The organism is Candidatus Seribacter sulfatis, assembly GCF_964187635.1.
Taxonomy (GTDB): Bacteria; Verrucomicrobiota; Verrucomicrobiia; order Opitutales; family Seribacteraceae; genus Seribacter; species Seribacter sulfatis.
Map to the genome: position 1 here is coordinate 1 of NZ_CAXLMO010000098.1, position 20097 is coordinate 20097.

General features: G+C 39.6%; 18 protein-coding genes and 2 tRNA genes. 7 read left to right on the plus strand and 13 right to left on the minus strand.

Annotated features, from left to right (window positions below; genetic code table 11):
• Positions 1–221: 221 nt before the first annotated feature.
• A complete protein-coding gene (locus tag ACKPQ5_RS08945; RefSeq protein WP_407678764.1) occupies positions 222–1706 on the plus strand; it encodes a flagellin in 1485 nt (494 codons plus the stop codon).
• An 81-nt stretch (positions 1707–1787) separates the two neighbouring features.
• Positions 1788–1934, plus strand: coding sequence for a hypothetical protein (locus tag ACKPQ5_RS08950; protein WP_407678765.1), 147 nt, complete (start codon positions 1788–1790; stop codon positions 1932–1934).
• Between the two features lie 461 nt (positions 1935–2395).
• Here ACKPQ5_RS08950 and ACKPQ5_RS08955 read toward each other — a convergent pair.
• Positions 2396–2470: transfer RNA gene (locus ACKPQ5_RS08955), tRNA-Arg, on the minus strand.
• A gap of 245 nt (positions 2471–2715) precedes the next feature.
• Here ACKPQ5_RS08955 and purE point away from each other — a divergent pair.
• From purE to ACKPQ5_RS08975, 4 genes are all read left to right on the plus strand, one after another.
• A complete protein-coding gene (gene purE, locus ACKPQ5_RS08960; protein ID WP_407678766.1) occupies positions 2716–3204 on the plus strand; it encodes a 5-(carboxyamino)imidazole ribonucleotide mutase in 489 nt (162 codons plus the stop codon).
• A 7-nt stretch (positions 3205–3211) separates the two neighbouring features.
• Positions 3212–4366, plus strand: coding sequence for a 5-(carboxyamino)imidazole ribonucleotide synthase (locus ACKPQ5_RS08965; RefSeq protein ID WP_407678767.1), 1155 nt, complete (start codon positions 3212–3214; stop codon positions 4364–4366).
• A gap of 179 nt (positions 4367–4545) precedes the next feature.
• Positions 4546–6684, plus strand: coding sequence for a TonB-dependent receptor family protein (locus ACKPQ5_RS08970; protein WP_407678768.1), 2139 nt, complete (start codon positions 4546–4548; stop codon positions 6682–6684).
• A 290-nt stretch (positions 6685–6974) separates the two neighbouring features.
• Positions 6975–7049: transfer RNA gene (locus tag ACKPQ5_RS08975), tRNA-Asn, on the plus strand.
• Between the two features lie 8 nt (positions 7050–7057).
• On the opposite strand, the gene ACKPQ5_RS08980 is transcribed toward ACKPQ5_RS08975, so the two are convergent.
• From ACKPQ5_RS08980 to ACKPQ5_RS08990, 3 genes are read right to left on the minus strand one after another with little or no spacing between them, the layout of a single operon-like run.
• Positions 7058–8425: a sigma-54-dependent transcriptional regulator gene (locus ACKPQ5_RS08980; RefSeq protein ID WP_407678769.1), complete on the minus strand. Its 1368-nt coding sequence runs from the start codon at positions 8423–8425 to the stop codon at positions 7058–7060.
• 2 nt (positions 8426–8427) lie between these two features.
• Complete coding sequence (locus tag ACKPQ5_RS08985; protein WP_407678770.1) at positions 8428–9627, minus strand: sensor histidine kinase; 1200 nt, start codon at positions 9625–9627, stop codon at positions 8428–8430.
• Positions 9624–10262 carry a phosphopantothenoylcysteine decarboxylase domain-containing protein gene (locus ACKPQ5_RS08990; RefSeq protein WP_407678771.1) on the minus strand — a complete coding sequence of 213 codons (639 nt, stop codon included), beginning with the start codon at positions 10260–10262 and terminating at the stop codon, positions 9624–9626. Before ACKPQ5_RS08990 ends, ACKPQ5_RS08985 begins: the two co-directional genes overlap by 4 nt.
• A 52-nt stretch (positions 10263–10314) precedes the next feature.
• Between ACKPQ5_RS08990 and ACKPQ5_RS08995 the strand changes: the two genes are divergently transcribed.
• On the plus strand, positions 10315–11100 hold the full coding sequence (locus ACKPQ5_RS08995; protein WP_407678772.1) for a VC0807 family protein: 786 nt from the start codon (positions 10315–10317) through the stop codon (positions 11098–11100).
• 3 nt (positions 11101–11103) lie between these two features.
• On the opposite strand, the gene ACKPQ5_RS09000 is transcribed toward ACKPQ5_RS08995, so the two are convergent.
• The 9 genes from ACKPQ5_RS09000 to rpsD all read right to left on the minus strand — a co-directional run bounded on the left by ACKPQ5_RS09000 (position 11104) and on the right by rpsD (position 20094).
• A complete protein-coding gene (locus ACKPQ5_RS09000) occupies positions 11104–12390 on the minus strand; it encodes a citrate synthase (protein WP_407678773.1) in 1287 nt (428 codons plus the stop codon).
• A gap of 32 nt (positions 12391–12422) precedes the next feature.
• On the minus strand, positions 12423–13070 hold the full coding sequence (hisH, locus tag ACKPQ5_RS09005; protein WP_407678774.1) for an imidazole glycerol phosphate synthase subunit HisH: 648 nt from the start codon (positions 13068–13070) through the stop codon (positions 12423–12425).
• Between the two features lie 9 nt (positions 13071–13079).
• On the minus strand, positions 13080–13682 hold the full coding sequence (hisB, locus tag ACKPQ5_RS09010; RefSeq protein ID WP_407678775.1) for an imidazoleglycerol-phosphate dehydratase HisB: 603 nt from the start codon (positions 13680–13682) through the stop codon (positions 13080–13082).
• Positions 13655–14752 carry a histidinol-phosphate transaminase gene (hisC, locus tag ACKPQ5_RS09015; RefSeq protein ID WP_407678776.1) on the minus strand — a complete coding sequence of 366 codons (1098 nt, stop codon included), beginning with the start codon at positions 14750–14752 and terminating at the stop codon, positions 13655–13657. Before hisC ends, hisB begins: the two co-directional genes overlap by 28 nt.
• Positions 14753–14769: 17 nt before the next feature.
• On the minus strand, positions 14770–16065 hold the full coding sequence (gene hisD / locus ACKPQ5_RS09020) for a histidinol dehydrogenase (RefSeq protein WP_407678777.1): 1296 nt from the start codon (positions 16063–16065) through the stop codon (positions 14770–14772).
• 17 nt (positions 16066–16082) lie between these two features.
• Entirely contained in the window at positions 16083–17621 is a 1539-nt protein-coding gene (guaA, locus tag ACKPQ5_RS09025; protein ID WP_407678778.1) for a glutamine-hydrolyzing GMP synthase, read from the minus strand.
• A gap of 160 nt (positions 17622–17781) precedes the next feature.
• Positions 17782–18429, minus strand: coding sequence for a 50S ribosomal protein L17 (gene rplQ / locus ACKPQ5_RS09030; protein ID WP_407678779.1), 648 nt, complete (start codon positions 18427–18429; stop codon positions 17782–17784).
• A gap of 22 nt (positions 18430–18451) precedes the next feature.
• Complete coding sequence (locus ACKPQ5_RS09035) at positions 18452–19450, minus strand: DNA-directed RNA polymerase subunit alpha (protein ID WP_407678780.1); 999 nt, start codon at positions 19448–19450, stop codon at positions 18452–18454.
• A 35-nt stretch (positions 19451–19485) separates the two neighbouring features.
• Entirely contained in the window at positions 19486–20094 is a 609-nt protein-coding gene (rpsD, locus tag ACKPQ5_RS09040) for a 30S ribosomal protein S4 (RefSeq protein ID WP_407678781.1), read from the minus strand.
• Between the last annotated feature and the right edge of the window lie 3 nt (positions 20095–20097).

A 20097-nucleotide genomic window follows, 5' to 3' on the forward strand; every position in this document is an offset into this window, starting at 1 on the left:
AGGTAGAATTTTATTCAATAAATTAAATTATTCAAAGTAAGAATTTCTAAAAACTGGCGCTCCCGCTGGGAGTCGAACCCAGATCTTCGGTTCCGGAGAGTGCAAGTTTCTTGGCAAAAATCAACAAGTAAACCATTAAACACCATGAATTTTAAGAAGTTTATTAGAGATTTAAGATAAATTTGCTAAAGAATATAAATATAATGACGATTGTTTATACCATGGAATCATTACATTTATCTAGATCAGTAATCGAAAATTTGAATTCTTTTTATTCAAAAAATGTGTCAATTCAAAAACACATCCAAACCGGTAAGCGAATAAACAAGCCAATTGACGATCTTGGAGAAACTGGAAAATTAGCCAATCTGAATTTAGAACGGTTGTCGAATTACAGAACAAAACAAAATCTACAAAATTCAATTTCATTTTTGCAGTCACAGCAGGGAAAGCTGAAGGTGGTGACTAAAGTTCTTACCCGCATGGGGGAATTAAATACACTTGCGAATTCACCAATTGCAAACAAAAGCACCAAGGTGATTTACGATAGAGAGTTCAAGGAACTGCAAGAGGAAATTCGGGACATTGGAACAAGTAAGTGGAATGGCATCAGCCTTTTTTCTTCTCAAGCCTCAAAAGTCTTGGTAGGTAATGCGATTGATGACCCAAACCTTTACCAAGGGAATTCTGGAATATCACCCGATTCTACAAATTCCATGACAAGATGGGGGATTTACCATGGACTAGCTGATAAAATTCAGGCAGGAGACAAGTTACCAAGCGGTTTTGGAGAGAACCCGCCCAAGAATCTCTTAGCTTTTGCGATTAGTGACGAATCTATTGGAAGCTATGCACCTAATGGGCATGCTAAATTTAATCGTGATATAGATAATTGGATTGGATTGATGGGAGAAAAAAATATAGATGGTAAGATTGGTCTAATTCGTGCGGAAGAGACTCGATATGGAAAGGACCTACTGCCCACAGGGGAGCCTGTGCCTAAATTTGCTGAATTGCATGAAGTCATGCCCAGAGACGATACGACTGCGAAAGAAGCCCAAGGACTTCAATTTTTGAAAGATACTTTTCTTTCTATGACTGATAATGGTGAATCGTTGCCTGATGCATTTGGTATATTTGTCGATAATAGTGGTTCGCTTAAGTTTAATGAAGTAGATTCACCAGCTCAGGATATGATGAGTTGGGTACAAAATGAATATGGTGGTCAAGTTGCTATATCCTCAGAGAATGGTGGTGACTGGCGAAATGGCATATTTCTTGCATCCGATGAAGAATGGATCGCTAGGTCACAGGAGGCGGTAGAATCTATGTTGGCTGATCCTGATTTCAATGTTCTAGTTGAGGATGGTTCGTTAGATCAATCCGAAAGCGGTGTCAAAGGTTTGATAGATCCCGTTTATTCGATAGCTGATTTTGATCAGGAAGAACTTCAAATGTTTTTGGAAAAATGTACAGAGGCAATTTCTGTTAATGCAGCGGAGCAGGAGAGGTTTCAATCTGAATACGATGAGTTAGCCTTGAAAGATGTCGGGTTGGAAAGATATTTTGAAAATGCAGTGGGTCTTGATATTCCATCCGCAATGGCTGCTTATCGATTATCAAGAGTGCAAATGGATATAAATGCGAACTTGATGGGAGCAGTGAGAGATATGGAGAATGTTTTATACACAGATTTTCTAGAGTAGGAAAAATCGGACGGGATTGAGACCACCTAGTATAAAAACGGACAGAAGGAGAGTGAAGGGAACTGGAAAGACGGCAAGATAATGTCTGTCGAGTCATGGAAACCAAATGGCGAGAGCTGTCCCGTGACCAATGTAAAGGATGGGAATGGGGTTGAGGTTACATATAAGGATGATGGGACCGAAGCTAAACGCTATACCTACAAGGACGGCAAACCAGTCAAAGACTGACTCCCAACCAATCCCTAACTACCCATGAACGAAGAATGTGAAAACATTAAGGCTAGAGACATTGAAGCTTTCTGTAGTTGTCTTATTCGCGAGATAGGATCTCCCAATCAAAAGAGCAAGAGAGTTGACCTACTGCGGGGAGATGGAAAATTAAATCTTTTAACGATTGATTGGTTTAAAGGAGCTAATTGGTAAAATTCATGGAAAAAACGACTGATTAAGTTTTTTTGACTTCGATCTCTTTGTTAAAGGAGAATAATAAACATTTAAGCAATTGCTCATCAGTGGCTTACTTACTTACTATGTGTGATTACTTGAAGTCCGTAGGCAAGACAAAAGAAACAACAAAGTTAACTAAAAATAATTTTTCATGTGTTCCTACATTTTCCGCAGATTTCCCCAATTACCGAAAAAATTCCTTGATGAGATTAAATCAAAACGCTACAACCCTTACTAAAAACTGGCGCTCCCGCTGGGAGTCGAACCCAGATCTTCGGTTCCGGAGACCAATGTTCTATCCATTGAACTACAGGAGCTACAATCCTTATAATTAACGAAAATACGGGTATTCGGTCAATCGGTTAAATTTTTGCTTCGCTCTTAACCCAAATTAAACTTTTAAAACATAATTATCTCATGCATTTTAAATTTGAGCTAAGTTATAAAACACCGTTCAACTCGACTTTCAGTTATAAATTAATTTCAATTCTTTAGAATGCTACGAATTGATCTTGCTTGCAGGCTTCTACTTCTTATCAGTTGGATGATGTCCAATTCAAATTTGCCTAACATCGGGATAATTATGGGAAGCCAATCAGATTGGCCCACAATGGAAAATTCCGCCAATATACTTAAAAAATTTGGGGTTTCATTTGAAGCAAAAATCGTAAGTGCTCACCGTACTCCGGATCTTCTTTTCGAATATGCAAAAACGGCTGAGGAAAGAGGGTTAAAATGCATTATTGCAGGTGCGGGTGGGGCGGCACATTTACCTGGAATGACTGCATCCATGACAACCATTCCTGTTTTAGGTGTTCCAGTTAAATCAAAATGCTTAAAAGGAGTAGATTCTCTTCTTTCGATTGTTCAAATGCCAGCTGGTGTACCAACAGCTACCTTTGCAATTGGAGAAGCGGGAGCAACAAATGCTGCTCTTTTTGCCATCTCCATGCTTGCCGCAAATGGAAATGAAACATTGGCAGAAAAGCTCAAAATTTTTAGAGCCGAACAAGCACAAAAAATTGAATCGGCCGAGCTTCCCCCAAGTTAATAGTTAAATGGAAACCGAAGGTGAGTTGTGGATTGGCGTTCTTGGTGGTGGTCAATTAGGAAGAATGCTTTCTTTGGATGCACGAAGGATGGGATACAAAGTCTTAGCTTGGACAGGTGGCGACCGTTCCGGAGCAGCAGCTACTGCAGATCAGCTATTAGACGAGCCATTTGATGATCAGGCTGCCCTGAAAAAATTTACAGAAAAAGTCAATGTCGCGACCGTTGAATTTGAAAACCTTCCTCAGGCTACCCTTGAAGCAGTGGAACAGCACATACCCCTGTATCCAAACAGTGAAGCAGTTTCAATATGTCAACACCGAGAACGAGAAAAGGCTTTTCTTTCTGAAAATGGTTTTAGTTGTGCGAAATTTAGAATCGCAAAAGATCTCGAATCATTCAAATCAGGACTTCTTCAATTGAACGCAGATGTAATCGTTAAAACAGCTGAATTCGGGTATGATGGAAAAGGCCAACTCAAGCTTACATCTGGCCTTTCTGACCTAGAGATTAATGAAGCATGGAAAAGCTTTGGGGGCGGACGAGTAGTCATTGAAGAATGTATTTCCTTGGAAACGGAGGTATCTGTTCTGGTGGTTAGAAATAATGATGGACAAGTAGCTACCTACGATCCTGTAGAAAATATTCACAGAAATCATATACTTGATGTTTCAATAGTACCCGCAAGAATACCCGATAATTTTTTATCCGAAGCGAAAAGACTGGCTCTAGAAATTTCTGAATCTCTAAATTATGTTGGAGTCCTAGCGGTGGAATTCTTCATCTCGTCTGATGGACGATTATTGGTAAATGAAATTGCTCCGCGACCCCACAACTCTGGGCATCATACAATTAACGCTTGTGTGTGTTCGCAATTTGAAAACCAAGCCCGTGCCATTAGCGGAGTTCCCTTGGGAAGCACCCGCTTATTATCCCCTGTAATTATGATGAACTTATTAGGTGATCTATGGCCCGAAAAGCATTCATCCCCAGATTGGTCTGCTATCACGAATATCCCGGGTGCCTCTTTGCATCTTTATGGAAAACGAGAAGCACGCAAAGGTCGTAAAATGGGACACGTTTCAATTTTAGGTAAGACACTTGAAGAAGTTATCCTCAAAATAAATTCAGTCAGAGAAGAATTTAAACTACCTAAAGTTTAAAAACTTTCGAATAAGAAAGTCTTAGACCAAGTATAGACTAAAAAATTATTGTATAAGGCTTGACACGCAACCACTGTTGAGATTGAGTCTCAGTATCAAATGAGATTGAGTCTCAGTATCAACCTTAAGTTGAGCACAAACTAAACCCAACAAACAAAACTGACAAACAACATATCCAAATGAAAATACAAAAGCTTGCTTCGATGCTTGCATCGACTTCAATTGCGTTTTCCGCTTTTGCGGATGACCACGGGGAAAAGGATCAATTGTCCCCCTTTAATGTTATCGGAACAAAGGCCGATGTTCCGAGCCTTAAGGGTTCTGGTGCAATACTAGACAAGTCAGACTTGGACAAGTTTTACTATACAGACATTAACGACATACTCAGACAGGTTCCCGGCGTTTATGTTAGACCGGAAACCGGTTATGGTTTCTTCCCGAACATTAGTCTTCGAGGCGTCGATCCAAATCGTTCTGCAAAAGTAACTCTTATGGAAGACGGAATTCCCACAGCACCCACACCTTATGCTGATCCATCCGCTTACTATTCCCCCACAGCTGGAAGGATGGCTGGATTTGAAGTCCTGAAGGGAACAAGTTCTCTCAAGCATGGTCCCAATACCACAGGTGGAGTGATCAACTATCTATCCACACCAATTCCGAACCAACAGCTATCTCATTTACGTGCTAGCTACGGGACAGACAACGAGCGCGTTGCCCATGCTTACTCTGGAGGCAGAACAGACTTTGGTGGCGGAAAGCTTGGTTACCTCTTGGAATTGTTTGATCATCGCTCTGATGGTTTCCATACATTGAAGTCCCTAAATGGTGCACCAGATCGGAACGCACCCATTGAGAGAACTGATATTTTGCTCAAGCTCAGTTATGAGTTTGGTGAAGGAGATTACCTTGAGTTTAAAGCTGGACGCATGGACATGGATGCTGATGTCAGCTACCAAGGACTATCCAAAGCCGACTATGCAACTAATCCATATCAGCGCTATGCAAATACCGACACAGATAATATGGACTCCGACCAGACTCGTTACTATCTTAGATATAACAAAGAGTTTTCTGATAGTCTGACCATGTCCACGACTGTTTTCTTGAATGAATTCAACCGCAATTGGTTAAAGCTAGCAAAAGTTGGAACTTCCGCTTCAAGTACAACCAAAGTTGGTAAGGGTGTTTTCGCTGACGCAACACTAATTAGCGTTTTAAAAGGCGAGACGGATGGATACTACGAAGTAAAAAGTAATGACAGAAGTTATCAATCAAAAGGTATTTTGGCCAATTTTGACTATGAAGTGGGGATCAACGATATCGACTTCGGCTTTAGTTACATTGAAGACGACTATGACAAGAATCCATACTACACGGACAAGTACACTGTAACTGTTGCAGGAACTACAACTACTCGATCCAAAATTGTAGACGACGGTTCAGCAAACTATGCATACAAAGACGCGGAAGCTTTTGAAGCTTACATTGTTGACGACATCGACTTTGGAGCACTCAGCCTTACTCCTGGCGTTCGTTACTCGAGTATAGATTATGCAAATGGTACAAACGCTCGCTCACTAGACGATGTGATAGTCGGTTTAGGAGGAACTTACGAGCTATCCGATACCTTGGGGCTTTTCTCCGGGATTCATCAAGGGCATACTTTCCCAGATGCTGAATCAGTCGCTGCTGATAATTTGGATCAGGAAGAATCACTCAGTTTTGAAGTTGGTGCCAGAGGAGTTTTCTCGGACATTTCCTTTGAATTTGCTTACTTCAATACCCATCTCAAGGATATGCTTGTTCTATCGAACCTCAACAACGGAGTTGCCGGGTCAGCAAATATAGGAGAAGGTTCGATTGATGGACTTGAGGTTCAGCTTGCTACAGACTTAGGTACCGATGGAGGTTTTGGAATTCCCGTTTCAGCTTCTTTTACCTTCACCAATACGGAGTTTGAGTCCTCCACCGCTCCAACTACTGGATACCTTAGTGGCGCAAGTGCAGGTAATGAATTCCCCTATGTTCCAGACTTCATGATGAACCTTCGCGGGGGTTTGGTATTTGATAAAGCTAGTACTTATCTTAACTTTCACTACCAAGGAAGTTCATACACTGATGGGGCAAACAGCAATGAGCTAAATAAATATGGTTCACTTGATTGGTCTGCTTTTTATGATGTAAGTGAAGGAGTTACGGTCTTCACAAAGGTTACGAACTTAACCGACGAGACTTATGTTCAAAGTGTATTACCTGATGGCTACCGCGTGGGAAAACCCCGTGCAGTGAGTGTTGGAATGTCATATGATTTCTAAAACCCTTTGTTTGTTTCAGGCTTAAAAGCCTTGAAGATTCATGCTTTTGTTTTTGGGCAGAAAACAAAAGTAAAATCCCTCGCCTCGTAGGCTTAACGAGGCGAGGACCCTTTCGACCTAACAAAAGTTAATTAATATGCATAGGCTCCCGTCTTTTTTGGCGGGGGCCTTATTTTTTCAAACCATTTTGTATGTTCCTGTAAAGAATGTTTAAAAGTAATTGAAAATACAGTTGATATTTATTTCGTCTTGATTGACAGATGACCAAGTATAATACAAGGTAAAGTGAATGCTCGGTAGCTCAGTGGCAGAGCAGGTGACTGTTAATCACTTGGTCGCTGGTTCGAATCCAGCCCGAGCAGCCATTCTTAAACTACTTAGATTCAGTATCTAATTCTGGCCAACGAAGAATCTTTCTATGCAATGTTCGTCGGCTAACTCCCATTAGCTGTGCTGCTTTTGTCCTATTGCCACCTGCCTGCAAAAGCGCATTTCGCAAGAGTCTCTTCTCATTTTCCTCGACCGATAATGTTGTATCAACCCCTTGTACATTAGAATTACTGTCAGAAGAGCCTGAGAAAAATCGGGCATCTAGATCATATGGGGAAATTTCTCCACCTCGATTGAGAACAACCAGATTTTCACAAAAGTTTCTTAATTCGCGAATATTACCAGGCCAAGAATAAGAAGATAGAATATTAATCGTCTCAGAATTTAAATGAGGTAAAGGAAAATTATTCTCTACTGAAAATTGAGATAAAAAATGATCTAATAATAATTTAATATCGTCACCCCGTTCACGAAGTGCTGGGAGTTCGATCGTTACAACATTGAGACGGTAATAAAGATCTTCTCTAAACTCTCCGCTTTGGGTCATTTGGTGTAAATTTTTATTGGTGGCACAAACCAAGCGAGTATCAATCTCTATTGTATCTAGACTTCCAAGCCTTTCGATTGATTTAGTTTCCAGGAAGCGAAGTAATTTAACCTGAGTAGCAGAATCAATTTCTCCAATCTCGTCTAGGAACAATGTGCCTTGATTGGCAGATTCAAAACGGCCTATTCTTCTTTCTGAGGCACCTGTAAATGCTCCCTTCTCATGCCCGAACAACTCACTTTCAAGCAAGTTAGAGGGAAGTGCGGCACAATGGACCGGCACAAAGGGACCACGTGAACGGTCGCTATTTTGGTGAATTGATTGGGCAATTAATTCCTTACCAGTTCCCGTGTCTCCGGTTAACAAAACTGTAGCTTTGGAAGGACCGACTAACTTCACCTTATCAAGAACAATTTCCAGCGCTGGTGACTTCCCTAAAATACCTTGGAAACTAAATTTCTTATCTAATCGATAGTGGAGATCTTTGTTCTCTTTAAGCAAGTTTTTAGAATCAATTCCTCTTTTTATTAAGAGATCTAGTTTTTCTAAATTTACAGGTTTGGTTAAAAAATCAAATGCGCCCCGTTTCATTGCCTCAACAGCGACTTCTACCTCCCCGTAAGCCGTCATCATAATACATACAGGTTGGTTTTTAAGAGCGATCGCATGATCAATTACAGTCATTCCAGATTGATTGCCCATCTTTAAATCTGTTAGTACCACCTCTAAAGATTCCGACTCCATTACATTAAAAGCCTCCTCGGGATTAGATGCTAAAAAGACTTCAAATTTATCCTCCAAGGCCAACTCCAAACCCTCACGGGTATGCTGTTCATCATCTACAATAAGTAAATTTGATTTCATTATTATTTTGTATCAGCAGCAGGATTTGATTCCAACAATTTACTACGTTCAGAATTCCTCGGAAATCGTAGGGTAACAATAGTTCCCGCACCTACCTTACTGTCAATTCCTACATCTCCGCCATGGTCCCTCATAATTCGGTGTACAATCATCATTCCAATCCCATTTCCACTTGCTTTAGTAGTGTAATAAGGTTCAAAAACCTTAGATAAATCATCTTTACTTATTCCACTCCCATGATCAATTATTTTTACAAATACAAAACGATCTTCTAAGCCGCTTAAAATTTTAATTTCTGACTTTGAATTTATTGCTTCTATTGCATTACCAATAATATTAAAAAAAACTTGCTTTAATTGCTCTGAATCACCATTTACTAGGGGTTCACGGACTCCTGCTTCCATAGTTATGTTAATACTTTTAGCACTTAATTCTTCTTTTTTTAAGTGTACAGTTTCTTCAATTACTGCTAGTAAATTAATTTTCTTGAAATCTGGAGTTTGTGGACGAATTGCTTTTAAAAAATGAGCTATAATTCCATCTAGTCTTTCTACTTCATTAATACAGGTAATAAGTGATTTTTTTGACTTCTCCTGATCCTCCCTTTCTAGATCTAAATTTCTGCGTAATACCTGCAAATGAATATGGATTGAATTGAGCGGGTTCCCTAATTCGTGTGCAACTCCAGCGGCGAGGTCCATAATACAGGCAACTCTTTCACTCTCTATTCTTTCTTCAAGACTTACTTTATCTTCGGTAATATCTGTAATAATAATCGCAATTCCAATTTCCTCTTTTTCTTCCTGCTTGGCAAAGACTTCTTCGATCGGAACTGCATATACTCGAATGTAACGAAGTTCCGGATAAGATATCTCCATTTCACGCACGATTACTTCTGCTTGAGTCCCTTCTTTCCCATGACCTAATCCAATTGCTCTTGCAATCTCAGGGGCGGCACGGAGTAGTGAAACCTGGGTTGTTTGATTATCCTTTAAACCAATTATTTTCTTACCCTGGATATTTGCATAACTTATATCGCCTTTTTCATCCAATACCAAGATTCCGTCCCGTATTACATCAAACACTATTTCCAGCAACTTCCTTTCTCTGGCAAGTCGCTGAACAAGTATTCCTAGATTTACTTCATCTAAATCGTCAAGTCTTCCGAGAACTTTATCTAATGGGCTTTTTCCTGCTTTCACTTTATTATTAAATCTAGCATTTTATTAGCTATGACTTCTTTGGCAGAATATTCAAATTTAACTTTTTTTCCCTCCGATGATAACATCGTAATTTGGTTATAATCTGCATTAAAACCGATTCCCTCTTGAGAAACATCATTTAGGGCAATCCAGTCTAAGTTCTTTTTTTTCAACTTTATTTTTGCATTCTCCTCGAAATTTTCGGTTTCAGCAGCAAATCCAACCAATACTTGATTTTCCTTCTTTCGAATTCCGAGTTCTTGTAAAATATCTATAGTTGGTACAAGCTTTATTTCATTTGGAAATACTTCTTTTTTCTTTTTTTGTACCCATTGCTCTAGAGGTCGATGATCGCAAACTGCGGCACACATAATAACAATGTCCGCATGCTTGGCATTTTCAAATATTGCCTTCCCCATCTGTTCTGCAGTCTCTACTTGTTTAAGGTGAACCCCCTTTGGTTCTTGAAGGTGGACTGGACCGCTCACCAAAGTAACTGAATAATTTCTTTTTTGTGCATTTGTCGCCAAGGCATACCCCATTCTACCCGAAGATGGATTAGAAATAAAGCGAACGGGATCAATCCATTCTCTTGTTGGACCAGCGGAAATTAATATATTTAGTTGATTAGGCATAATATAATATGAGCGACATTTGTGAGTTTTTAGTTTTTTTTAAAATGCTACAATGAATCAAACTCTACCAAATCATAATAAACCAAAAAAAGAAAGCATGTGGTTAAACCTAGGGTTTAATCTTGTTATTCCAATAGTATTTCTTCGAAAAGGAGGTGATTGGTTTGGTCCTTCACTAGAAAACCTGCTTCAATCGCCAAAGGATGGAACATTGGTCGGCTCCGTTATGCTCTTACTGGCAATTTCTTTTCCTATTGGGTACGGGATTTGGGATTTTTGCAGAAGAAAGAAATGGAATTTCTTATCAATACTTGGGGCATTGAGTGCTTTTTTAACCGGGGGAATTGGTCTTTTACCGGGTGCAACAGTTTCAATGTTTGCAATTAAAGAAGCTGCTCTCCCTGGAATTCTCGGATTACTTACTGTAATAACATTAAAAACAAAGAAGCCTTTAGTTAAGCTTTTTCTGTATAATCCAGATGTCATTCAAGTGGATTTAGTAGACCAAGCTCTAGCAGAGAGGGGGACCACAAATGAGTTCAACCAATTATTAAAGAAATGCACATGGTTGATTGCCCTTACTTTTATACTAAGCGCATGCTTGAACTACTTTCTCGCAATCGCAATTGTCGTAACGGAACCTTCAATCGATAAATTAGCATTTAATGATGAAGTGGGAAAGATGATGGGTTGGAGTTTCCCGATAATCAGCTTACCATGTATGGTAGTGAGTGCGTATGCATTTTGGCTGCTAATTAAAGGTATACGCTCGCTTGCGGGATTATCCTTCGAAGATGTCCTCACCCAAGGGCAAGTCCCAAAGAACCTAGCCGAGTAGTTTCTATCTGTCCCCTGTAGGAAGATAGGGCCGAAGGGGAGAGCCTTGGTAAATTTGGCGGGGGCGATGTATCTTTTTACCAGTCTCTGCAATCTCTTTCCAATGAGCAAGCCATCCGGGAGACCTGCCTATTGCAAATAGAACCGTAAAAGTATCTGTAGGAAAACCAAGTGCCTGCAGTATAATCCCACTGTAGAAATCCACATTAGGATATAATTTTCTTTCAACAAAGTAAGAATCCTTTAGTGCTTCCTCTTCCAACCTTCTCGCAATTTCTAGTATTGGACTCGAAACTCCAAGTGCCTCAAGAGCGTCATCACAAGCTGCTTTTAGTATTTTTGCCCTTGGATCATAATTTCTATAGACTCGATGGCCAAAGCCCATAAGGCGTGTCTTGCCCTGCTTTGCAGACTCAATAAAACGGCTACCATCATCGCCTGCATCGTGAATTTGGTTAAGCATTTTAATTACGGCCATATTCGCACCCCCATGTAACGGACCCCACAGGGCAGAAACGCCCCCAGCAAGTGAAGCAAATGGGTTAGCTCCTCCAGATGCTATCATTCTGCAGGTTGAAGTGGAGCAGTTTTGCTCATGATCTGCGTGAAGTAAGAAGATCAAGTCCAGGGCATTGGTGACAGAAGGTGGAATTTCCTTTGGTTCCGATTCTTTGGCAAACATCATTGTTAAGAAATTCTTACAATAACTTTCAGTTGGATCAATTTCAGGAACTTGCTCGTTTAAGAGAAAACGATGTCTAGTCGCCGCAATAGTACGAATTGTTGAAATTATAAGTGCGGCTGATTCATCAAAACTCTCTAAATCTGACTTACGATCATTGGTACACAAATGAGGATAGGCACCGCCCAATGCGTGCAAACCCGCTGCTAATACACCCATGGGGTGTAAGTTCTTGGGCTGTGAATTAATTGCGGTTACCACTTCATCCGGTAATTGTGTAAATTTTGCAATACGCTCGCTAAATAAATCTAGTTCTGCAGAGGTTGGCAAATTGCCATACATTACCAGGTAAGAAGTTTCCAAAAAATTGGACCGTGTCGCTAAATCTGCGATATCGTATCCGCGGTAACGAAGAATACCCTGGTCGCCATCAATAAAAGTAACTTTGCTTTCACAGGATCCGGTATTGCCATATCCATCGTCAAAAGTAATAAACTTACTTTCTTTACGAAGTAAACTAATGTCTATCGCCTTTTCAGATTCAGTGCCTTCGACAATGTGTAAGGGATAGGAATTCTCGCCAATAGTAAGTGTAGCTTCTTTGTCCATTTTGTGTGGGGTATTTAAAAGTATGGAAATCCTTAAGGAGTAAATTTCGCAACTACCTTTTCAAGGAAATTTCGGTAAATTTGCAAACCTTTTGCCTGACTTTTTTCAGGATGAAATTGAGTAGCGACACAATTACCATGCACAATTCCACTAATAAAAGGATATCCGTAACTGGAAGTGAGGGAGCAAAGAGTGATATCCTTGGAAACCACATGATAACTATGAACGAAATAAAATTGATCACCATCCTCTAGTCCAATTCGAATTGGATGCTGCCTTACCTTTTCCCATTGTACAGAATTCCAACCCATATGCGGAATCTTTAATTTCCTATCCAAGGAAAACTTTTGCACATATCCAGGGAACAAGGCTAACCCTGGCAACTCTCCCTCCTCTGACTTTTCAAAAAGCACTTGCAGTCCCAAGCAAACACCCAGGAATGGCTTTCCCGAGGAAACCCACTCCTTAATTGAGGATGCAAGGCCCGTTTGATTTAAGGCCGCCATACACTGATCAAAAGTTCCTTGCCCCGGGAAGACGAGGGCATCAATTTCTTCAAGACCTTCGGGAGTTTGTAAAACGCGAACTCTTGCACCCAAGCATTCGAATGCTTTTACTACACTTCTCAAGTTTCCAGTCCCATAGTCAACCACACCGACTGTGTGACAATCAATCGCCATGAGAGTCAATTAGGAAGACAGGGTGCCCTTTGTAGAAGGAACGCCGCCGTTTAATCTCGGTTCTAAAATAGTTGCCAGATCTAAAGCTTTGGCAAAACCCTTGAACATTGCTTCTGCGACATGGTGTGGTTCTTGTCCATGTTCCAAACGAATATGTAAATTACACCCTGCTTCATTAGCAAAGGCTTGAAAAAATTCTTTAAATAATTGAATATTGAAATCTCGAACCATCGAAATTGGGAGGGGAGCGTCGAAAACAAGAAATGCACGATTACTTAAATCAAGTGCAACTGTTACTAATGTTTCATCCATGGGCAGAACAAAAAAACCATAACGTTTGATTCCCGCCTTTTCTCCCAATGCTAATTTAAATGCTTGGCCTAAAGTGATACCCATATCTTCGACAAGATGATGGTAATCGATATCGATATCACCCGTGGCTTTAATTTTTAAATCAAAAAAGCCATGCTTTGAAAACAACTGAAGCATGTGGTCTAAAAATGGAATACCGGTTGCAATTTCATTCTTCCCTTCTCCATCCAATTTTAATGAAACCTCAATTTGAGTTTCATTTGTATTTCTTGTTAATTCTGCTGTTCGACTAGTTTCCATTTGCTTAACAAATTAATTACAATATCCATTTCTTCGTCTTTGCCAATACTGATTCGTAAAAACGAAGAGGTTAGTTCACTTGAAGGAAAATATCGAACAAACACATTATTGTCGGTCAAAAATCGATATAGTGCTTGAGCAGTTTGCTTCCCGTGATTCCCTTTCGAATCAACAGGTCGAGTGAATAAAAAGTTGGTTCCACTTGAATAGGTAGTCCATTGCCACTCTAAAAAGGTTTGGTAAACAAACTCACGGGTCGAGATAATTTTCTGAGTGACCTTCTTAAAATAACTGCGGTCCTGTAAGGCAACTTGAGCAATAAATTGAGCAATTCTATCTACATTATAAACTTCTCTCGCCTTGTTGAGTATCGCAATAATTTCCTTACTTGCTACAGCATAACCAACCCTCAAACCAGCAAGGGAATATGATTTTGATAAGGTTCTAGTTATGATTACATTCTCACTCTCAGTTAATAAAGGCAGTGCATTTGTGGGAGCAAAATCTGCATATGCTTCATCAATTACAAGTATTCCCGGATACTTTTGAAGGATTGTAGAAAATATCAGATTTTCGTAAATCCTTCCAGTAGGTGCATGCGGGCTAGTTAAAAAAAACAGATTGCTTCCCGAGTCAGTAATTATTTCAGAATCAATCTCGAACCTTTCATTTTGAAAAGGATACTTTATTACTTTTGTTCCCTGTAATGAGCCCAAAACTTCATACAAGGAATAACTTGGATCGAGCATTCCGATCGATTTCGACGAATCTGAAAAACAGCGAACGCAAAGATTTAAAATATCATCTGATCCATTACCTACAATAATTTGATCGGGATGAACATTGTGCAAGTTGGCTATTATTTCTCTTAAATCACTTGCTGACGAATTTGGGTAACGATGAAGTTCGTTTACTTGCGTAACAATTAACTCTGATATTTTGGGGGTAGGGGGGTAGGGATTTTCATTTGTATTAAGCTTAATTGTTCGTCCAGAAATAACGGGCTGCTTACCCGGGATGTAGGGTTTATGCTTACAAATAGAATGGGCGGTAAGGTCTTGAACTGACATTATTGGAAATTATTCGACTACAGCCTAATTGAAAAAGATTTTCCATGTCCATCCAACTGTTCCATTTCAGAAAAAACTGCTACTGCCTTCTTTGCCCGAATCGCTGACTTCTTATCATACTGAATAAAACTCGAACGCCTTAAAAAATCTTGTAGTCTCAGACCCGAAGAAAATCTGGAGGAACGGCCAGTTGGAAGCACATGACTTGGACCAGCAATAAAATCCCCCAAAGTAGTTGCGGTTTCGTGACCTAGCAGAAATGCACCCGCCGTTGTTATATGGTCGGTTAAAAAGCCAATGTGCTCATCTGCAACTTGAAGTTCTAAATGTTCGGGGGCAATATAGTTGGCAACTTCTGAGATTCTCTTAAAGCTAGGAAGATAAATCGACATGAACCCTCGCTCTAAAACACCTGCAACCGCTTCCATATGGGAGAGGTCCTGAAGTTGAGTTTTAATTTCAGAAGCGATTTTATCAAAGTGGCTCTTTTCCGAAAAAAGTAAGAATATTTTTTCCTTTCCAGATCCATGTTCAGCTTGGGATAAGAGGGCTGCAGCTACAAAAGCCGGATTAGATGAAGAATCCGCGATAATCATTACCTCGCTCGGACCCGGTAACAGATCAATTCCAACTGTACCAAAAACTTGTCTCTTCGCTTCATTAACAAATGCATTCCCAGGTCCATAAATTTTATCAACTGAAGGAATTGTATCTGTACCATAAGCTAATGCGCCAATTGCTTGTGCTCCCCCCACTTTATAAATTTCATCGACTCCAAGCAGTTCTAAAGCGGCAAGCATTTGAGGTGCAATTTTACCCTCTGAATCTGGAGGAGTAACGACCGCAATCTCTTTTACTTTTGCAACATTTGCAATTGTAACTGTCATAATAACAGTTGAGATTAACGGAACATTTCCCCCGGGCACATAAATTCCAACTCGATTAATGGGGTAAAATTTTTCGCCTACTTTTGCTCCATGATTATTAGATGTACTCCAATTTTCTGGAATACTTCTTTCGTGAAACAAAGAAACATTTTCGATCGCTTCTATTATACTTTCGCGTTCTAAAACGGTGAGTTGAGACTTTGCCTCTTCTAACTCGATTTTTGTTACCTTAATTTCATTCTGACTAAGCTTTGCATGATCATATTTGAGAGTTTTTTCAAGCATCGCAGCATCGCCGTTTTTGCGAATTTCGTGTAATATTTCCGAAACTGTGTCCTTGACGGTTTGATCGCTTTGCGACGCTGTGCAAAACTCTGAAAGACGATCTTCAAGATCGCTCTCATCATTCAAAAAACTAGTAATCATTTAGAGGAGATTTAAGTTTATTCCCACTCAATAGTGCTAGGTGGTTTTGAACTAATGTCATATACCACTCGATTGGCACCCTTTACTTCATTGATAATTCGATTTGAAACTTTTCTTAAAAGTTTATCTGGTAATTCAGCCCAATCTGCTGTCATTGCATCGCTACTAGTAACTGCTCGAAGAGAAATCACATTTTCGTAAGTTCTCTCATCCCCCATTACTCCAACACTCCGAACGGGAAGAAAAACACAAAATGCCTGCCAAAGTTTATGATACCAACCCGAGCTATGCAGTTCATCAATAAAGATGGCATCCGCTTCTCTTAAAACCCTAAGGTTATTTGAATTGATCGACCCTACTACCCTAACTCCTAAGCCGGGTCCCGGAAAAGGGTGGCGCATGAGAACATTTTCAGTCAAGCCGAGGGCACGACCTAGATTACGAACTTCGTCTTTGAACAATTCCCTTAAGGGCTCAAGTAAGGACAGTTTCATTTTTTTAGGCAACCCACCTACATTATGGTGACTCTTGATCAATGATGCAGGATTACCGGCAATGGGTACACTTTCAATCACATCTGGATATAAGGTACCTTGGGCCAAAAAATCAACGTCACCTAACTTCTTTACTTCTTTATCAAAAACTTCGATGAAAGTTTTACCTATAATTTTACGTTTCTTTTCAGGATCAGTAACTCCCTTAAGCTTCTTAAGAAACAAACTACCCGCGAGAGCAACTTTGAGCTTTCCGGGTATGTGGTTTTTAAAAAGTTTCTTTACTTGGTCCCTTTCATTTAATCTGAGTAATCCATTATCAACAAAAATACAGGTGAGTTGATCTCCTATAGCACGATGAATAAGAGCGGCTGCGACAGACGAATCAACTCCTCCGCTAAGGCCAAGAATAACTTTCTTGTTTCCAACTTTATTTTTTATTTCATCGATCGCACTTTGAGTAAAATCCTCCATATCCCAATCGCATTTACACTTACAGATTGTAACAAGAAAGTTTCTAATAATTTCATTTCCCTTCTCTGAATGCTCTACTTCAGGATGAAATTGCAAACCATAAAACTTTCTGGTCGAATCTTCAATCGAGGCAAAGTTCGAATTCTCAGTTTGAGCTAAAGCTTTAAAACCCTTAGGCATTTTTACCAGGCAATCGCCATGGGAATTCCAAACCGTGAGTTGTGTTGGCAAATCCTTGAATAATAAACCCTTCTTTAACACCTTCAATTTTCCTCTGCCGTATTCTCGATGATTACTGTTTTTAACCTCACCACCCAGCATTTTTCCCATTAATTGTAACCCATAACAAATCCCCAATATGGGAATTCCTAATGAAAAAATTTCCGCTTTGGGTTTAGGTGAGCCTTTTGCCAAAACACTTGCAGGTCCACCAGATAAAACAATACCAACCGGTCTTAACCTTTTAATGTCTCCAATCTTAGTATTAAAAGGTAATACCTTCGAATAAACATTTGCCTCACGTATTCGCCTCGCAATTACTTGTGTATATTGGGAACCAAAATCTAGAACTATGATTGTTTGTGGCATAAGGAGGTCTTAATTAGTCATAAAGAATGAAATATAAAACGTACAAAGCAAAGTAATTATTAAAAAAGGATAAGCACACCTTTTAGCAACACAAACTTAGTCAAGAAGTCTGAAGAGGTAGAACCTATGAAATAGAATTCTACAAATCGAAAAATGTTATTTATTCTGGATTTTTTTCGGCTGTCTTCTTTTCTTCTACAACTTGATCTTCATCCTTAACTTTCGATTCTGGTAAATCAATTGCGGATGCTTCTTCTGATGGCTCAACCGTTGTGGGAGTAGTATCTTCTTCTACAACTGCAGACTCAACTGCTTGTTCGCTATTTTCAGGGGAATTTTCTACTGTAGAGGACTCTTCTTCTTTTGCTGATGGCTTGGTCTTAGTTTTTTTTGGTGCACGCTTCTTCTTAGGTTTCTTCTTTTGTATTTCTTCTACAAATTCAATGATAGCCATGTCTGCAGCATCACCCAAGCGAGGTATCGCCAACTTATAAATTCTTGTGTAACCACCATTTCGTCCTGCAAATTGTTCTACCAATTCGTCAAAAAGCTTTTTAACAGCAGTCTTACTTCTCAATCGTGCGATAGCTTGCCTACGAAAATGAACCTTTTTGGCTGCATCGTCAGAAGCATGTGCTTTCTTTGCTAAAGTAATTGCTTTTTCAATTGAAGGGCGTAGTGCACGTGCTTTTGCAAGAGTTGTCTTAATCCGCCCATTATCAATGAGCGAACAAGATAAGTTGGCAATCAAGGAAATTCTATGGGCTGTTTTGACCCCTAGAAGATGATTGTGTTTTCTATGTCTCATCTTGTTAAATTATAATAGGTTATTAATTGGCAATTGTTTCTAGTAAACGACTTTCGAATTTCATTCCAAGCGATAAACCAAGCTGTTCGAGTTTGGCTTTAATTTCGTTCAGGGATTTTTTTCCAAAGTTGCGATATTTAAGCATTTCTGGTTCAGATTTCGTGGCAAGTTCTCCAACTGTTACAATATTTGCATTGTTTAGACAGTTGGCTGCACGAACTGACAGTTCAATTTCGTTAACACTCATTCCGAGAAGATTCTTTAAACGATTCTGCTCTTCACTTACTTCCTTGGTGTGACTTTCGAATTCAATCTGCTCTTCACTGATTTGATCAAAAACATCTAGATGATGTCGAAGTATTGCAGCAGATTGTTTAAGAGCATCATCAGGCGTAATTCTACCGTCAGTATTTACTTCCAAAATAAGTTTATCGTAATCCGTCATTTGTCCAACACGGGTATTTTGAACATCGTATTTAACAAGTTTGACTGGACTAAAAAGAGCATCAACATTAATCATTCCAATAGGCTGACCTTCAATTTTACTGTCTTCACCAAGGCAAAAACCGCGCCCAACTGAAACAATCATATCGGCCAAGATGTTTTTCTTACGATCGGTAGTAAGAATCAACTGCTCAGGATTGATAATTTCTATTCCTTCCATTGGCGAGATATCGCCCGCTGTAATTTCTCCTTCCTTCTCGACATCAAGTGTTAGAGTAACAGGGTCTGCTTTGTGACTAACAATAAGAATCTTTTTGAGATTTAAAACAATATCAGTTACATCCTCTACAATACCATCTACGCTTTGAAATTCGTGTTGAACCCCCTCTATTTTAATAGAAGAAATAGCGGCACCTTCAATTGAACTTAGTAAGACTCTACGAAAGGCATTTCCAATGGTGTGACCGTATCCAGATTCAAATGGGTCTGCAATGAACTTAGCGTATTTATCTGTCGCGGTTTCCTCTTCTTTAATAAGACGGTTAGGTAATTCAAACTTTCCAAGTTTTGTTGCCATGATAATTTTGGGGTTAAATATGTAAAAAAATAAGATTAACGACTATAAAATTCAACTACCAGTTGAACATTAATACTTTGTTCGAGTTCATCAGATTGCGGGAGACGAGTTACCGTTCCTTGAAGGGAATCTACATTGACTTCGACCCAAGGTGGGGAAGGATGATATTGAGAACCTTCTAGATTTTGGGTTGCAACTTGTCGTGAAGATGTCTTTTCACGCACTCCGATTACATCACCTGCAACAACAAAATAACTAGGTATGTCCACTTTTTTTCCATTCACTAAAAGATGTCCATGATTAACAAATTGCCTTGCTGCTTGCCTAGTCTTGGCAAAGCCAAGTCGATAGACTACATTATCTAATCGTGTTTCTAACATTGTGAGAAAGGCTTCACCGGTTACGCCCTTCTTACTTTTCGCACGTTCGAACATATTGCGAAATTGCTTCTCAGTTAAGCCATACATCATCCTAAGCTTTTGCTTTTCAATCAAGCCTTGGCCATAATCACTGACTTTTCTGCGAAAAGATGGACCATGCTGTCCAGGAGGGTAGGCTCTTCTTTCAAAGGCTTTATTTGCAGGGAACAACGCCATTCCAAATCGGCGATTAATTCTTGTAGTTGGACCGGTATATCGAGACATAAT

What these genes read in the sequence shown, in the direction of transcription:
- ACKPQ5_RS08945 (WP_407678764.1), top strand. Translation starts at nt 222, where the DNA reads ATGGAATCATTACATTTATCTAGATCAGTAATCGAAAATTTGAATTCT.
- ACKPQ5_RS08950 (WP_407678765.1), top strand. Translation starts at nt 1,788, where the DNA reads ATGTCTGTCGAGTCATGGAAACCAAATGGCGAGAGCTGTCCCGTGACC.
- ACKPQ5_RS08965 (WP_407678767.1), top strand. Translation starts at nt 3,212, where the DNA reads ATGGAAACCGAAGGTGAGTTGTGGATTGGCGTTCTTGGTGGTGGTCAA.
- ACKPQ5_RS08970 (WP_407678768.1), top strand. Translation starts at nt 4,546, where the DNA reads ATGAAAATACAAAAGCTTGCTTCGATGCTTGCATCGACTTCAATTGCG.
- ACKPQ5_RS08980 (WP_407678769.1), bottom strand. Translation starts at nt 8,425, where the DNA reads ATGAAATCAAATTTACTTATTGTAGATGATGAACAGCATACCCGTGAG.
- ACKPQ5_RS08990 (WP_407678771.1), bottom strand. Translation starts at nt 10,262, where the DNA reads ATGCCTAATCAACTAAATATATTAATTTCCGCTGGTCCAACAAGAGAA.
- ACKPQ5_RS08995 (WP_407678772.1), top strand. Translation starts at nt 10,315, where the DNA reads ATGAATCAAACTCTACCAAATCATAATAAACCAAAAAAAGAAAGCATG.
- ACKPQ5_RS09000 (WP_407678773.1), bottom strand. Translation starts at nt 12,390, where the DNA reads ATGGACAAAGAAGCTACACTTACTATTGGCGAGAATTCCTATCCCTTA.
- hisH (WP_407678774.1), bottom strand. Translation starts at nt 13,070, where the DNA reads ATGGCGATTGATTGTCACACAGTCGGTGTGGTTGACTATGGGACTGGA.
- hisB (WP_407678775.1), bottom strand. Translation starts at nt 13,682, where the DNA reads ATGGAAACTAGTCGAACAGCAGAATTAACAAGAAATACAAATGAAACT.
- hisC (WP_407678776.1), bottom strand. Translation starts at nt 14,752, where the DNA reads ATGTCAGTTCAAGACCTTACCGCCCATTCTATTTGTAAGCATAAACCC.
- hisD (WP_407678777.1), bottom strand. Translation starts at nt 16,065, where the DNA reads ATGATTACTAGTTTTTTGAATGATGAGAGCGATCTTGAAGATCGTCTT.
- guaA (WP_407678778.1), bottom strand. Translation starts at nt 17,621, where the DNA reads ATGCCACAAACAATCATAGTTCTAGATTTTGGTTCCCAATATACACAA.
- rplQ (WP_407678779.1), bottom strand. Translation starts at nt 18,429, where the DNA reads ATGAGACATAGAAAACACAATCATCTTCTAGGGGTCAAAACAGCCCAT.
- ACKPQ5_RS09035 (WP_407678780.1), bottom strand. Translation starts at nt 19,450, where the DNA reads ATGGCAACAAAACTTGGAAAGTTTGAATTACCTAACCGTCTTATTAAA.
- rpsD (WP_407678781.1), bottom strand. Translation starts at nt 20,094, where the DNA reads ATGTCTCGATATACCGGTCCAACTACAAGAATTAATCGCCGATTTGGA.